General features: G+C 67.7%; 16 protein-coding genes. 10 read left to right on the top strand and 6 right to left on the bottom strand.

All coding sequences use genetic code 11. The features are described 5' to 3' along the window. Window positions 1-234: 234 nt before the first annotated feature. Complete coding sequence (locus I6A60_RS06210) at window positions 235-951, bottom strand: TetR/AcrR family transcriptional regulator (protein WP_203013816.1); 717 nt, start codon at window positions 949-951, stop codon at window positions 235-237. Window positions 952-1,037: 86 nt separating this feature from the next. Here I6A60_RS06210 and I6A60_RS06215 point away from each other — a divergent pair, with 86 nt between their 5' ends. Then, window positions 1,038-1,895 (top strand): NAD(P)H-binding protein, encoded by an 858-nt coding sequence (locus tag I6A60_RS06215; protein ID WP_203013841.1) that lies wholly within the window; start codon window positions 1,038-1,040, stop codon window positions 1,893-1,895. Window positions 1,896-1,986: 91 nt separating this feature from the next. Here I6A60_RS06215 and I6A60_RS06220 read toward each other — a convergent pair whose 3' ends face one another. Continuing rightward, on the bottom strand, window positions 1,987-3,108 hold the full coding sequence (locus I6A60_RS06220) for an NERD domain-containing protein (RefSeq protein WP_203013844.1): 1,122 nt from the start codon (window positions 3,106-3,108) through the stop codon (window positions 1,987-1,989). Window positions 3,109-3,318: 210 nt separating this feature from the next. Next, window positions 3,319-4,155 carry a nuclear transport factor 2 family protein gene (locus I6A60_RS41320; RefSeq protein WP_238434865.1) on the bottom strand — a complete coding sequence of 279 codons (837 nt, stop codon included), beginning with the start codon at window positions 4,153-4,155 and terminating at the stop codon, window positions 3,319-3,321. A 106-nt stretch (window positions 4,156-4,261) separates the two neighbouring features. Here I6A60_RS41320 and I6A60_RS06235 point away from each other — a divergent pair, with 106 nt between their 5' ends. Then, window positions 4,262-4,876: a TetR/AcrR family transcriptional regulator gene (locus I6A60_RS06235; RefSeq protein WP_203013847.1), complete on the top strand. Its 615-nt coding sequence runs from the start codon at window positions 4,262-4,264 to the stop codon at window positions 4,874-4,876. A gap of 78 nt (window positions 4,877-4,954) precedes the next feature. Here I6A60_RS06235 and I6A60_RS06240 read toward each other — a convergent pair whose 3' ends face one another. After that, window positions 4,955-5,416 (bottom strand): MarR family winged helix-turn-helix transcriptional regulator, encoded by a 462-nt coding sequence (locus I6A60_RS06240; protein ID WP_203055572.1) that lies wholly within the window; start codon window positions 5,414-5,416, stop codon window positions 4,955-4,957. Window positions 5,417-5,480: 64 nt separating this feature from the next. On the opposite strand from I6A60_RS06240, the gene I6A60_RS06245 reads away from it, so the two are divergent. The 5 genes from I6A60_RS06245 to I6A60_RS06265 all read left to right on the top strand — a co-directional run bounded on the left by I6A60_RS06245 (window position 5,481) and on the right by I6A60_RS06265 (window position 9,062). Then, window positions 5,481-5,849, top strand: a complete 369-nt coding sequence (locus I6A60_RS06245) for a VOC family protein (RefSeq protein WP_013423304.1) — start codon at window positions 5,481-5,483, stop codon at window positions 5,847-5,849. A gap of 174 nt (window positions 5,850-6,023) precedes the next feature. Next, the gene (locus tag I6A60_RS06250) at window positions 6,024-6,578 is read left to right on the top strand and encodes a DinB family protein (protein WP_238434885.1); all 555 of its coding nucleotides are present in this window, start codon (window positions 6,024-6,026) and stop codon (window positions 6,576-6,578) included. A gap of 40 nt (window positions 6,579-6,618) precedes the next feature. Further along, a complete protein-coding gene (locus I6A60_RS06255) occupies window positions 6,619-7,278 on the top strand; it encodes a nucleoside deaminase (RefSeq protein WP_203055573.1) in 660 nt (219 codons plus the stop codon). 119 nt (window positions 7,279-7,397) lie between these two features. Next, window positions 7,398-8,051, top strand: a complete 654-nt coding sequence (locus I6A60_RS06260) for a hypothetical protein (RefSeq protein ID WP_203013856.1) — start codon at window positions 7,398-7,400, stop codon at window positions 8,049-8,051. A 150-nt stretch (window positions 8,052-8,201) separates the two neighbouring features. Beyond that, window positions 8,202-9,062 carry a class I SAM-dependent methyltransferase gene (locus I6A60_RS06265; RefSeq protein ID WP_203013859.1) on the top strand — a complete coding sequence of 287 codons (861 nt, stop codon included), beginning with the start codon at window positions 8,202-8,204 and terminating at the stop codon, window positions 9,060-9,062. Here the strand turns inward: I6A60_RS06265 and I6A60_RS42690 are convergent. Then, window positions 9,038-9,160 (bottom strand): hypothetical protein, encoded by a 123-nt coding sequence (locus I6A60_RS42690; RefSeq protein WP_255544979.1) that lies wholly within the window; start codon window positions 9,158-9,160, stop codon window positions 9,038-9,040. The two genes, I6A60_RS06265 and I6A60_RS42690, sit on opposite strands and share 25 nt — an antisense overlap. Between I6A60_RS42690 and I6A60_RS06270 the strand changes: the two genes are divergently transcribed. Next, a complete protein-coding gene (locus I6A60_RS06270; protein ID WP_238434867.1) occupies window positions 9,159-10,058 on the top strand; it encodes a carbohydrate kinase family protein in 900 nt (299 codons plus the stop codon). The two genes, I6A60_RS42690 and I6A60_RS06270, sit on opposite strands and share 2 nt — an antisense overlap. Before the next feature lie 132 nt (window positions 10,059-10,190). Here the strand turns inward: I6A60_RS06270 and I6A60_RS06275 are convergent, their stop codons facing one another. Further along, window positions 10,191-11,084 (bottom strand): restriction endonuclease, encoded by an 894-nt coding sequence (locus I6A60_RS06275; protein WP_203013863.1) that lies wholly within the window; start codon window positions 11,082-11,084, stop codon window positions 10,191-10,193. 820 nt (window positions 11,085-11,904) lie between these two features. Between I6A60_RS06275 and I6A60_RS06280 the strand changes: the two genes are divergently transcribed. Both I6A60_RS06280 and I6A60_RS06285 read left to right on the top strand, forming a co-directional pair. Then, complete coding sequence (locus tag I6A60_RS06280; RefSeq protein ID WP_203013867.1) at window positions 11,905-12,276, top strand: hypothetical protein; 372 nt, start codon at window positions 11,905-11,907, stop codon at window positions 12,274-12,276. Then, window positions 12,273-12,623, top strand: a complete 351-nt coding sequence (locus I6A60_RS06285; protein WP_203013870.1) for a helix-turn-helix domain-containing protein — start codon at window positions 12,273-12,275, stop codon at window positions 12,621-12,623. The genes I6A60_RS06280 and I6A60_RS06285 overlap by 4 nt, the downstream gene beginning before the upstream one ends. Window positions 12,624-12,696: the final 73 nt, after the last annotated feature.

Here is a 12,696-nt window from a genome sequence, read left to right on the forward strand (position 1 = left end):
CACCGCTACCGCCCCGGCGAAGCAGGCGAGCGAGCCGCAGGCGGCTGCCCGGCGGCGCCGAGAGACCTGCTGCGTCTTGGGGCGATCGTGGGCGACGTGAGCGCGACCGTCAGAAAGTTCCCGTTGCGGCGCCGATCTGGTCGACGGCAGCCCTCTCCGATCAGTCATCCGGACATGCTCACCGACCCGACCCGTTTCGGCAACGGCGGTCGTGGGACTCGCGAGCGGATCCGGCTAAAGCGCGTCGATGGCGCGGTCGAGCCATTCGGCCAGGAGTTGGCGTTCGGCGCCGCTGAGCATGTCGAGTCGGGGCGTGATGGCGCGCAGGGCGACTGCCGAGGCCGCGGCGCCGCTCTCGGGAAGTTCGGGACTGTCGGTGGCGATGCGATGAAGGACGGCGTCGAACAGATCGTCCGCCAAGGTGGGATCGCGTTGCTCGGGCGGTGTTGACAGCAGCGTCAGTACAGCGCCCGTGCCGGCCGCGTGGATGAGATCAACCGCGCGCGGTTCGCTGACCCGCAGGCGCCCGCTCAGCGCGACGCGGTGAACCCGTGACTCCAGAACCCGCTTGCCCGACTGCGCCGCGGGCGAGCGCAGCGCGCGGTCGGGGTCGCTCAGAAGTGTGTAGAGCGTCGGGTTGGCGAGGCCGAAGTCGATGTACGTCTGCCACCCGGCACGCAGGTCGTCGAACGGGTCGACGTCATCTGCCGGCTCAGCGGCGACGATCGCGGCCTTGGCCGATACGTAGGTGGCCATCACGTGTTCGGCGACGGCATCCAGCAGACCGTCCTTGTCGCCGAAGAGGCGGTAGATCGTCGGCGCCTGCACGCCGGCTGCCTCCGCGACGCCACGCGTGGTGACCGCGCCTGGCCCCTGTTCCCGGAGCAGCCGAGCGGCGACATCGACGATCTTGGACCGTACCTCGCTCCGGTTGCTGGTCGCATCGATCATGTTTCCGATGATAACTCAGGCTTGCTATCAAGATGTTTCCGTTGATACGGTCAATCTGATTCCATCGATAGCACGGAGGATCAATCATGATCGTCATTACCGGAGCGACGGGTGCCCTCAACGGTGCGACCGTGGACCACCTCCTGGAGCGAGTTCCCGCGGAAGAGGTTGTTGTCGCCGTCCGCGACGCGGCCAAGGCCCAGCGCTTCGCGGATCGCGGCGTAGCCGTGCGGCGCGGCGACTATGCCGACCCGGACTCCCTGCCCAGCGCGTTCGAAGGTGCCGACCAGCTGCTTCTGGTGTCGTCGAGCGACCCGGGCGCCAACGCGGTGAGCCTCCACCGCACGGCCATCGACGCGGCGGTCATCGCGGGAGTCGGCCGCATCCTCTACACGAGCCACCAGGGAGCGGCGCCTGACTCCCCGTTCGGTCCGGGCCGCGATCACGCCGCGACCGAGCAACTGCTCGCCGCGTCCGGGATCGCCTGGACCTCGCTACGGAACGGCTTCTATGCACACAGCCTTAACTGGCTGATGGGCCCATGGCGGGAGACCGGAACCATCACCGTGCCGGCCGACGGACCGGTGTCGTGGACCGCTCGCGAAGACGCCGCCGAGGCCGCGGCCGTCATCCTCGCCTCGGACGGCGCCTACAACGGCCCGACGACCCTGACCGCAGGCGCTGCGCCGACGTTCGAGGACATCGCCGCGATCGTGTCCGAGCTGACCGGCCGCAAGATCGGATTCGCGGTGATGGATCAGGAAGAGTGGGTTACCACCCAGATCGCCGCAGGGCAGAAAGAGTTTCTTGCGCGTTTCACGCTCGGCATGTACGAGGCCGCCCACGGAGGCTTCTTCGCCGGAGTAGACCCGTTGCTCGGGACACTCGTCGGCCACGAACCCCGGAGCGTGCGCGACCTCCTCGCTCAGCCGACCGCGTATTAGACGTGCTCCTCGCGCGCACAACGCCCGGCATCCGCCGAGTCCAGGACGGAGCCCGACGGCCGCGGCTTCCGGGACCAGTCGGCGGCGCGGGCTACCCGCCAGCCAGTCCGGCCTGCGACCAGTTGCGGCGGTCTCGCGCCGCGGTGTAGATCCGCTCCACGTGCGTCGGCGACCACACCTCTGGAAGGCCGGTGAAGGTGATGAACTCAGCGGATCTGATCGCGCGGACCCGCCTGGACGGAACGTTGTCGCGAGGGGGCGCCACGACCAGGCTTCTCACGGCGACGAATGCCAGTACCGGCTCGGCCCGCACCGTGAATCCGCAGGCCTGGCTCAGTATCGTTGAGACCGTCCTGGCCTCGCCCCACGCTCGTGGCACGTACTCCGTGGATTGGCCTCTGACTTTCACCACTCGGTCGCCAACCCAGATGTTGGCGCCGGGGTGGTACTTGGTGTTGACCGTGAAGACGCCGCCGGGTCCGATGAGCAGGTGGTCGATGTCGACCTCTTCGGCGCGCGGTATCGAATGCAGCACCCGCCATCCCCGCGAGGAAAGCCGTTCCAGCTCGTTCGCCGCTGTCTCCTCGCCAGCCAGACCCTTACGCCAACTTTCGAGGTCCTCCGCTGGCCGACCGCGCAGCCAGTTGCGCAAGGACTGCCAGAAGCCTGGCGTCAGCTCCTCGATCTTCGTGCGAAGTGCTGCTCCGGGCGGGTTGCGCGCGAGATCGTCCACAGGATTGAGATCGGCCGAAAGGTCAGCCCCCGGGGCGAGCGTTCCGACAGGATCGGACGCCTCCGCGGGCGGCGGCCCGGGCTGGAAAGTCGCCGGCAGCACGTCTGCCGCCGGGAGCTGCGGGACCCATCCCACCAGAGGTGCTCGCGCTGGAAAGTCCGGCAGTTCCGGCGTCGACGGGGCTGCCTGCGGGAGATCTGGCGTCGGGACGGGCGACGATGCGCCTGCCGGCCCGGGCGGAGGAACCGGTGGAGGGACCGGATTCAGCGCCAGCGGCGGGGACGGCCGAGCTGGTGATGGCGGCCGTTGCTCCAGGTAGAGGGAGAGCGCGTCGAGTACCGCGTCCCGATCGACGTCGAGCAGAATGCTGACCTGATTGGTCTGCAGGTCAAGCCAGGCGGCGCTCTTCCCATCCGGGAGATTGACATAGAGCCGATCATGCCCAAACCTCCGCCACGGCGTGACCGTCAGCTTGCTCATGCCCGCGTGCTCGCTCCTGTCGACGAAGATTGACGGATCAGGGCCGATCAATCGCCTCTGTCGTGCGGCATGGTGGTCGCCGTTCTGACGGGCGGACGCTCCTGCGGCGCGACTCCTTCACATTGTCCCCGAGCGGCGTGACACATGTGGCGGTTCAACTGGTTCAGGAAGGGTGCAGCCGGCTGACCAGCGCAATCGCCGCGGGCCTCGCTACGGGTTCTTTCCCATGACAGCCATCGCCGCCAGGACGTTCACGTAGTCCCGCAGGTGGGTGATCTTCCCGTTCTGCACGGTGAGCACGATGACGTTGGGGAGGGTGAACTCGCCGGTGGCTGTGCTGGTACCGACGGCTTCCTGTTCGGCGACGATCGTCGCCGGGTCGCTGGTGTCGTGGACGGCGAGGCTGCGATAGCGCTCGTACTTCAACAGGTTGGCCTTCCACCCGTCGGCGATCCAGCTCACGATCGCGTCCCGGCCTTCGAGGCGCGACGGTACGCCAGGTGCGGTGAACGGGAACTCGTGGACGGCGTCCAGGGCGTACAGGCCGCTCATCTCCTCGACCGACTGGTTGACGGCGGCCTGGCGTAGGAGTTCCAGAACCGTGCGCGGGCCACGTTCCTGCCCATCGGGAGCCGTGCGCCCGGCGGTCCCGTTCAGAGGCGTGCGCCTGGCGGTCACCTTGCGGTGGCTGATCCTCCAGCCGTCGGGCTGGCGGGTGACGATGTCGTCGTAGACGACGCTTCCGGCCGTGCCGCCCGCCGTGATGCCGATTCCCTTGGACTGGACTCGCGCGGAGAGATCGCCAGTCGGCGTGATCACGATGTTGGTGACGTGGTGGCCGACCGGGTTGGCGTCGCCCGCCGCGAGCGCGGCCTCGCGGATGGCCGCGGGCCCATGGAGCGAGCCGTAGCCGAGGTCCTCCACGTCGTAGATGACGTCCTCCGTGAACAGCTCACCGGCCTGGTCCAGCCGGCCGGCGTCGGTGAGGTGGCCGTGCAGGTTGATCAGGTCGTGGATGTCGGTTCGGTCCTGTTCCGACAGCGTCATCGGGATGTCCTCCAGGGTGCGGGAATCTCCGCGCCAGTAAGGTGAGGCATGGTCCGGTTAGCGGAGACCGTAGCGGACTGTGTCCCCGGTTAGCAAGGGTGTGAGGATGACGTTGGCAGGCGACGACTCCCGGCCGCGGGCTGGGCGGCCGAGAGCTGTGCGGCCGAGGCGCGCGGACGCCCAGCGCAACTACGACCAGCTGGTCGAGCAGGCGCGGCGCGCGTTCGCCGAGTTCGGCGTGGATGCCTCGCTGGACGAGATCGCCCGCCGCGCCGGGGTGGCCAGTGGAACGCTCTACCGGCATTTCCCCACCCGGCTGGACCTGGTCGAGGCGGTGCTCGCTGAGCAGATAGCCGAGCTGGTCGCCCTCGGTCGGGGACTGCTGAGCGCCGAGGACGAGCTGGACGCGCTGTCGACCTGGCTGCGGGCCACGCTCCTGCACGCCCTGACCTACCGGGGACTCTCGGCCGCGGTGATGAACTCGGCGCTCGACCGCGAGCACGGCCTGGTCGCGACCTGGCATGCGCAGCTGTTCGAGGTCGGGGCGGAGCTGCTCGCACGGGCGCGGCGCTGCGGTGCGGTCGTCGCCGACGCGGACGCCGCCGACCTGATGAAGCTGACAGGCGCCATCGCCTGGGCCGCCCAGGACAGCCCCGACAGCTCGGCCCAAGCCGACCGCCTGCTCGCCCTCCTCCTGAACGGACTCCGAGCCCGAGGATGACCTTGGCTGGCGCCCGGACTCGGGTACGCCGGCCCAGCGCCGAGCAGGGGCACGGCAAAGTCGGGAATTCCGGAGCGGTTACGTCGCCGATGCGGGCGGTTCGGTCAGAGAGGCGATGCATGCGGTGAGCAGGCGCCGCATCTGATCTTGCTCGCTGATATCGAGATTGGCCAGCATGTCCTGCTCGACGCGGCGAACCGCGGCGCTGGCCACCTTGAGCTGGCGGCGCCCGCGGGCGGTCAGCTCCGTCGGCCGGGCCCTGCCGACGGGTGCCTGTTCTGGGCGGACGACGAGTCCCTGGCGTTCGAGGGCCTGCAGGAGCACGTTCATCGACTGCCGGGTGACGAAGGTTCCGCGGGCGAGTTCGGAGTTCGACAGTCCCGGCCGCTGGGCGAGCAGCTCCAGGCAGGCGTAATGGGTGATCGTCATGCCGAGCGGCCTCAGGACGGCCTCCATCGCGGAGTGCAGAGCGCTCGCGGCCGCCTTCAGCATGTACCCCAGCGAGGTGTCCAGCTCGATTCCCGGCCCGCCTTGACTCATGTCAGTAGTCTGACATACCTTGACGTATGTCAGAAGACTGACATCGGACGAGGAGGCAAGAATCGTGGCCGTCACAGGACCCGACTTCGTTTCACTGCAGGTGCGCGACCTGGAGCGTTCCGCCGCTTTCTACGAGCGGTACCTGGGGCTGAAGCGCTCCGCCGCGGCACCGCCGCACGCCGTCGTGTTCGAGACCAAGCCGATCGCGTTCGCCGTCCGCGACGTCGTCGCGGGCGTCGACCTGGACGCGGTCGCGCGGCCGGGTCTGGGAATGGCGCTGTGGCTGCACGCCCCCGACGCGCAGGACATCCACGACGCCCTCGCCGCTGCCGGCGCGACGATCGTCTCAGCGCCTGTCGACGGGCCGTTCGGCCGCACTTTCACGTTCGCCGACCCAGACGGCTACCAGGTGACCCTCCACGACCGCGGCTGAGCCGGCCGTCCCCGTCCTCGGCGCGGCAGCACCTCCGAGCATGCCCTCGGTCGAACTCAGGCATGAGCAGGGCGCTGAGTACGATGTGGTTCATGACCGGGAGAAGAGCCGGCACGCTGCTCGAGGTGATGAACCCAATCGAGCGTTTCACCCCTCTCCCGCGCCTGGGAAGATCTGACCGATGACGAGTTCTTCTGGGAGCCATTCACGGCGACCTGGAGTATTCGCCGGCAAGGCCAGTGCTTGACGCCAAACCCGTTCGGAGACGGAGAATGGGTGGCGGACTTCGCGATTCCTGAGCCAGCCCCGGTCCCGATGACCACTATCGCCTGGCTGTACTGGCACATAGGATCACTGCCCGATCGTCTGTGTGGCATCGACTTTTTGGGCGGGACGCGCACTATGGCCAGCGGCTGGACGTCCCCGTACCTTTCCCATCATCCGATCTTCACCAGCGCTGCCGAGGCCGTTACCGCGTTGCGTGACGGCTGGCAAGGACTCCGCGAGGCGATCGAGCGCGCCGACGACGACCAGCTCGAAATGGCGACTGCTGGGTACACGTATGCCCCGGAGCCGCCAAGGGGTGGAGTGTGCGTTGCCGGCCCGCCGGGTCCCGCTCACTCAGCCACGCATTTCATCGCGGGCGCGCTCAACGAGGTAGGTCATCACGGTACTCAGATCGGCGCTCTGCGCGATCTTTACGCGTGGCGACAGACCGACCGCCACTGACCCGACCACCTTTAGTAACAGGATCTGCGATCCTGAGGTGGTGGAGTTTCCGTGGCCGTTGGTGATGTCGTTGGCTTGGGAGGCCTATCGGGCGGGGAGCCTGCCGATCGGCGCGGTCGTCCTTGACGGTTCCGGTTCGGTGGTCGGGCAGGGGCGCAGCACCCGTCACGATGACATCGCGCTGCCCGGCCAGCTTTCGAATACGCGGATCGCGCACGCTGAGGTCAACGCACTCGCGCAGCTGCCCTGCCGCGGCTCGTTCCAGCAGCATGCTCTTTACACGAATGTGGAGCCCTGCTGCCTGTGCATGGGTGCCGCTCTCCAGACCGGTGTCGGTGTTCTGCACTACGGCTGGCGGGACCCTTACGCCGGAGCGGCGACCTCAATGGTCGTGAGCAATCCCGAGCTCAGCCGGCGCAGCTTCGCCGTCGTCGGCCCCGCCGAGGGCGTCGTGGAGGCGGTGACCGGGCTCCTGGCCACCGCCCACTACTACTACCGCAGCCCAGGACGAGGAGCGCAGAGCGTCGCCTGGCGAGCGGAGAGGCCCGACCTCGTCACGGCCGTTGCACAACCGGTCGTAGCCTCCGCGATCTCCCGGGCTGTCGCCCGCGACGCGAGCATCGAATCGCTGATCGACGACCTGCGACCAATGCTCGAAACGGGCGCCAACCGCCTCTTGACCGGGCCTGCTGATTGTTGAGGCAGCCTCGGGGGAGCCCGACCACCTCGAGTGGGTCCACCTGCATCGGAGATGGCTTAGACACTGCCTAAGTCGACAGGTAGGGCTTGAGTCGCATCGCCGGCATCGGGGGAGGGCAGATGGTGATCGACGTTTCGCAACGGCCCGATCATGGCCAGGGGCGGCTCGGCCAGGCGGCGGACGGCCTGCTGACGGACCTCGATCTCGCCGAGCCCTGGCCGCTCCTGGGATTTCTCTACAACCTGATGGCGGATTCGCCTGGACCGCCCGCCTACGCGCCGGCGCCGACTGACCCGGAGATGTGGGACTCCGCACCGTCCGCCTCCGATGCGCTCGACCTGCTGGCGAGGGTGACGCGGTTTGGCGCCATCCGCACACCGCCCGGTTCGAAGCCCGCGCCGCTGGCGATGTTCCGCGTCGAACCCGACCCCCGATACCGACTGAATGGCCTCGCCCTCGCCTACCGCGCCTGGTCGGTGGACAGCACAACCGCCGCCGGCCAGGCGGTGCTCGCGAACCTGACCGACGGCTACTACCAGCAGGGCGACGTCGCCACCTCGCCGGAGCGTCGTGACCTGTTCGTGGTCAACGCGGTCGACCGCGACGGGATCTGCCTCGGGCTCACCAGGCCTGCTTCCGGCGGCGCGGTCGAGGACCTCGCCAGCGCGTGGCAGGTGAAGCCAGGCCGGGCCATCGAGGTCGGCGGCGCGATTGTCACCGGGCTCGCCTCGCTCCTTACCGCGTTGCAGGAACGGCCCGCTCTGCGCCGCTGACCAGGATCAACTCTGTACCGTCGAACCGTGATCGCCCCGCTGTAGCCGCTCGTAGGCGCCGACGGCCCGCACTGCGACCCGGTCATCTGTCGGAGTCATCACGATGTCTGGTCAGGCGGACTGTCTGAGTCGGTAGCCTCCCGGGACATAGTGCGCAGGGTCCCGGAGGGCGACACGAACCTCGAAGCGGTGCTTCGGTACTACGACCGCACGGAGTCACGTCTGGGTTACCTGTACCTGCTGCGTGGGACGAAACACTTCGGCTGGTACGAGGCCGGGGACTCCGGATGGCGATTCTCGCCTGCGATGCGCCGGATGGAGCATCAGCTCGGCGACCGGCTCGGTCTGGACGCCGGTTCGCTGGTACTTGATGCCGGCTGCGGCATGGGGGAGGTCGCGCGCACGCTGGCGGTCGCCTTCGGCTTGGATGTCACCGGAATAGACATTCTCGGTTTCAACCTCGATGGGGCCGGGCGCCGAAGCGAGAGAACCAGACTCGCTGGCCACACCCGGTTCGTCGAATGGGACTACCACGATCTCTCCCGGTTCGAGGACGGAACGTTCGACGGGGCTTACACGATGGAGACGTTCGTACACGCCGCCGATCCTGAGCGGGTGCTGGCCGAGTTCCATCGGGTTCTGCGCACAGGCGGGCGGCTCGTGATGTTCGAGTACTCGCGGACGCCTGCAGAGCGGCTGGCGCCGGCCGCGCGGGCGGCGTTCGATGCCGTGTGCGCGCTGGGTGCCATGCCGGCCTGGCACCGCCTCAACCACGGCGACCTCGAAAACCTGCTCGAATCGGCGTCATTCAAGGTCGAGTCCGTGGAGGACGTGACGGTCCGCATGCTGCCGATGCTGCGCGCGTTCGCGGTCCTCGGCCGCGTTCCCTATGCCCTCGCTCGGCGGTTGGGCAAGACGGAGAAGGCCGTCAACGCGATGAGCGGTGTGGAGATGTGGAAGCACCAGGAGGCGTGGCGTTACAACATCTACACGGCCACCAAGAAGGCATAGGCCTTCCGGTCCGAGGTCGTCCGGTGCTGGCTGGTGAAGGTGACCAGTGGCTCGTCGGCCGCGGCCGGATCGATGCTGCGGGCTAACTTGGTTCCCATGACAGGGCCGGTCGTCGTCGCGGGTGTCGTGAACGTGCAGCAGACCATCCCGGTCGACGATTTCCCGGTCCCGTACTCGCCGGTGCGCTATCTGCCGCACCAGCTGCGTGTGGAGGCGTCCGGGGTCGGCCTCAACGTGGCCCGAACGTTGCGGGCGCTGGGGTCTTCGGTCGTGCTGGCCACGATGGCGGGTGCCGACCCCGCGGGCGCTCTGGTCCGCGCGGAGCTGGATCGTCTCGGACTGCTGGGCGACGGGGTAGTAGGCACAGGCCACACCCCTACGTCGGCCGTCCTCGTCGACAAGGCTGGTGCCCGGCAGATCCACACCGATCTCAAGGATGTACCGGACGCTGTCTATCCGCCGGAGTTGTTCGCGTGGCTCCTGCGCGGCGCCCGTCTCGCGGTGCTTTCCACGGTTGGTTTCAACCGGCCACTACTCACGATCGCGAAAGACGCCAGGGTCCCCATCGCTGTCGACGTCCAGACCGTGACTGGGGTCGAGGACGCCTATAGCCAGCCCTGGCTGAACGCGGCAGAGATCCTCTTCTGCTCCGCCGAACGCCTCGAAACCGATCCCGCACCCTTCGCGGCGGCTGCCCTCGCGCGGTTCCCGGCGAGGATCGTCGTCGTCGGACTCGGTGCCGCCGGTGCTCTGCTGGCCGTCCGGGATCGCCCGGCCCGGCGGGTGCCCGCCGTCGCTCCCTTCGGGGTCGTCGACACGACCGGCGCGGGCGACGCGCTGTTCGCGGCATTCCTGCACTCGCTGCTGGCGGGGCGAGACCCGGACACCGCGGCCGAACGAGCCGTCCTCGTCGCCGGTTGCGCGGTCGGAACCCCCGGCACCGCGGTCCAGCTGACCGACCAACGTGTCACCGACCTGCTCCGACGCCATCCCTGACAGCTGCCACGGGCGGGCGTCTCGTCAGAGTACGAGCACCGGTTGATGGTGCCGGCCGCGCGAGGGAAACGTCCGTCAGAGCAGACTCACTTTGGCGCGATGTCCTGATCGCGGCGCCCGATTGATATCGGGTCAGATGTCGGCGAAGAACCCGGGGTTGACAGTGACCTGTTCGACCATCTCGACGTCGAGGCCGAGTTTGTATTCTTTGAGGAGATCGCAGAGCGTGTCGCCGTCGATCAGGTCGATGACAGGGGCGCCGGGCTTTGTGGCCTCCTTCTTCGCATCCGACGTGAAGGTGCCAGTCGTGATCAGAAGGCCCTTATCGCCTTGGCCAGCCATCGCGCCCCGGAAGTCGCGGACGGCTGGGGCACCAACGCTGCTCCTGTACCGCTTGCACTGGAAGAAGACCGGGAAGCTGACCAGCGCCAGCCGGTACACGCCGACACCGTCGATGCCACCGTCACCGGATTTTCCGGTGACGCTGATGTCCAAGAACCCTGCCTCCCGGAGGAGTAGCTGCGCAAGTCGTTCGAACGCGTCCGGCTTCATGTCGAGCAGTGCATCGAGGAGGACTTCCTTCCAGTTGCTTGACGCGTCACCAACGATCTCGGCCTCGCCCGCGTCGGCGCGCTGACTGGTCGTGACGCCGGCCCGCACCCGCTTAACGGCCTTGGCAGCCCTCGATGAAGCGGCGTTGATCCTTGCCGTCTGGTGAAGCCCTGGGATCTGCGCTGCGGTGACGCTGCGGCCGAGATCGGTAAGCGTCCACACACCCCGGGAGCTGTTGGTGGCCACCCCCATCAGCTTCAGGTAGGTGCGTGCCCAGCCAAGCCTGTAGATGATCTGCGTCTGTGGACCGTCGCCGTGGAGCACCTCCTGCTGGGCGGAGCTGAATCCTTCGAGCTCAATTACCTTCGCGTTGAGCTCGGAGATCGCGCCCGAGTCGCTTAGGCTTCGCAAAGCCCTGACAGACGGCCACAACAGCTGGTCGTAGGTCGGAACCCCCACCTCAGACGTCGTCATATCCCGACCTCTTCACAGACTCGCGCCTTCCCGTGCGTTCCTGACGTAGGCGAGCACGTCGTCCGCCACCGATCTTGCAGAGCCGCAGGTGCGGCTACGGCTCCGCTCCAGTCGTCAACGTGCCAGGCGGCCGTCTTCAGACCAGCGCTTGGATACTCGAGGCGCTCAGTCAGATTCGCTTCCCGTGTTCAGGATGCCGGATGGGACCGGGGAACGGTTCCCAGAGACTGACTCGGCCTGCTCCAAAGGCAGCACTCCGGTCTCCAGTTCTGCTGGCAAGCCAGCGAGAGAGTCACCTGGCGAGTCGCACGTTCCGACCGAGGATTCGCCCTGCGGGCCAGCGGTCGGGCTTGGGGCTCGCTGGCCCCTCGCGTCGCTGCTCGGGTGAGCAAGGGCTCAGACCAGCGTGCCATCGCCGTTCGGCGATGAGGCGGATAGCCAACGTGGGACGTGCCTCACCGCCACGGAGCCAACCGTCCGAACTGGCCCGGCGGATTCTGTACGACGCTCGGCCCTCCCCTGACTGCCCGCAAGCGGATCGACTCCCAGCGGGTGTCGCAGCCAGGACGCTGGTCGAATCGGGCGTTCCCGACATGGTCTCGGCTTGGCGGGACAGTCTCGGACCAGGCGCCGGATGGCCGATCCCTTCTCCTGCCAGGTGACCGCGAGACGGTAGGCGAGACTCGGCTGGCTGGCGTCTCGGCCGGCATGACGTCCTCGCTCCTGGGATCTGCTGCGATCTCTTGCCCGTCGGCCGGCGGTGTGGTCATACTGGCCGTATGAGTTTGACGTTGTATTAACTCGGGCTCATAATCTGAAAGTGATCGTCGATTGGACGGACGAGTTCGACCGCTGGCTGACCGGCGCCGAGGAGCGGGGAGGCCGACTCCTTGCCGTCGCGGTCGCGCTCCTGCAAGCCCTCACCGACCTCCCGGTCAGACCCGCCGAGGAGTCCGCGACCTTCAAACGGGTACGACAGGCCCGCCGCCACGAGCTGTGGCGCGTCGCCCACCCGTTCGACCCGGACGTCGCGGTCCGGATCATCTGCTGGTTCCCCAACGATGATCATGTCGTCGTCGCGCTGATCGGCTTCGACAAGAAGACGATCGGGGACGTGTTCTACGCCGGCGCCGCAGCGCGCGGAGAGGCACTCGTCGACGCCTGGCTACGCCAGAAAGGAAGCTCTCGATGACCGAGGACGACGTCAGGTTCATCCGCGGCAACGACCGCATCCGTCAGCTCGCCCAGAGGCCCGACATCGCCGACCAGGTTGCCCAGGTCCGCGCAGACATGGCCGAAGCGGACCGCACCTACGCCATGGGCTTGGCCGCGCTACGCCAGGCCGCCGAACTCACCCAGGTCGAGCTCGCCCGCCGCCTGGGTGTCACCCAGGCGGCCATCAGCCGTATGGAGCAGCCTCACGACCTGCTTCTTTCCACCCTGAACGCCTACCTTCAGGCCATCGGCGGAACGGCCCGGATGATCGTCAGCTTCGCCGACGGACACGAAACCATCCTCGACCTCGCCAGACTCGCCTAGTGGTGTGTCGCTGAAGTGGTTTGACGGTTGTGTCGGTGAGAATCGGGTTATGCGGGCAGCGCCTCTGGGGCTT

The organism is Frankia sp. AgB1.9, assembly GCF_016786355.1.
In the GTDB taxonomy this organism is placed as follows: domain Bacteria; phylum Actinomycetota; class Actinomycetes; order Frankiales; family Frankiaceae; genus Pseudofrankia.

Excerpts from the sequence above, each read along its gene's own strand:
- I6A60_RS06240 (WP_203055572.1), bottom strand. The coding sequence starts at position 5,416 with ATGAGTCAAGGCGGGCCGGGAATCGAGCTGGACACCTCGCTGGGGTAC.
- I6A60_RS06260 (WP_203013856.1), top strand. The coding sequence starts at position 7,398 with ATGGTGATCGACGTTTCGCAACGGCCCGATCATGGCCAGGGGCGGCTC.
- I6A60_RS06215 (WP_203013841.1), top strand. The coding sequence starts at position 1,038 with ATGATCGTCATTACCGGAGCGACGGGTGCCCTCAACGGTGCGACCGTG.
- I6A60_RS06275 (WP_203013863.1), bottom strand. The coding sequence starts at position 11,084 with ATGACGACGTCTGAGGTGGGGGTTCCGACCTACGACCAGCTGTTGTGG.
- I6A60_RS06285 (WP_203013870.1), top strand. The coding sequence starts at position 12,273 with ATGACCGAGGACGACGTCAGGTTCATCCGCGGCAACGACCGCATCCGT.
- I6A60_RS06220 (WP_203013844.1), bottom strand. The coding sequence starts at position 3,108 with ATGAGCAAGCTGACGGTCACGCCGTGGCGGAGGTTTGGGCATGATCGG.
- I6A60_RS42690 (WP_255544979.1), bottom strand. The coding sequence starts at position 9,160 with ATGGGAACCAAGTTAGCCCGCAGCATCGATCCGGCCGCGGCCGACGAG.
- I6A60_RS06210 (WP_203013816.1), bottom strand. The coding sequence starts at position 951 with ATGATCGATGCGACCAGCAACCGGAGCGAGGTACGGTCCAAGATCGTC.
- I6A60_RS41320 (WP_238434865.1), bottom strand. The coding sequence starts at position 4,155 with ATGACGCTGTCGGAACAGGACCGAACCGACATCCACGACCTGATCAAC.
- I6A60_RS06270 (WP_238434867.1), top strand. The coding sequence starts at position 9,159 with ATGACAGGGCCGGTCGTCGTCGCGGGTGTCGTGAACGTGCAGCAGACC.
- I6A60_RS06235 (WP_203013847.1), top strand. The coding sequence starts at position 4,262 with ATGACGTTGGCAGGCGACGACTCCCGGCCGCGGGCTGGGCGGCCGAGA.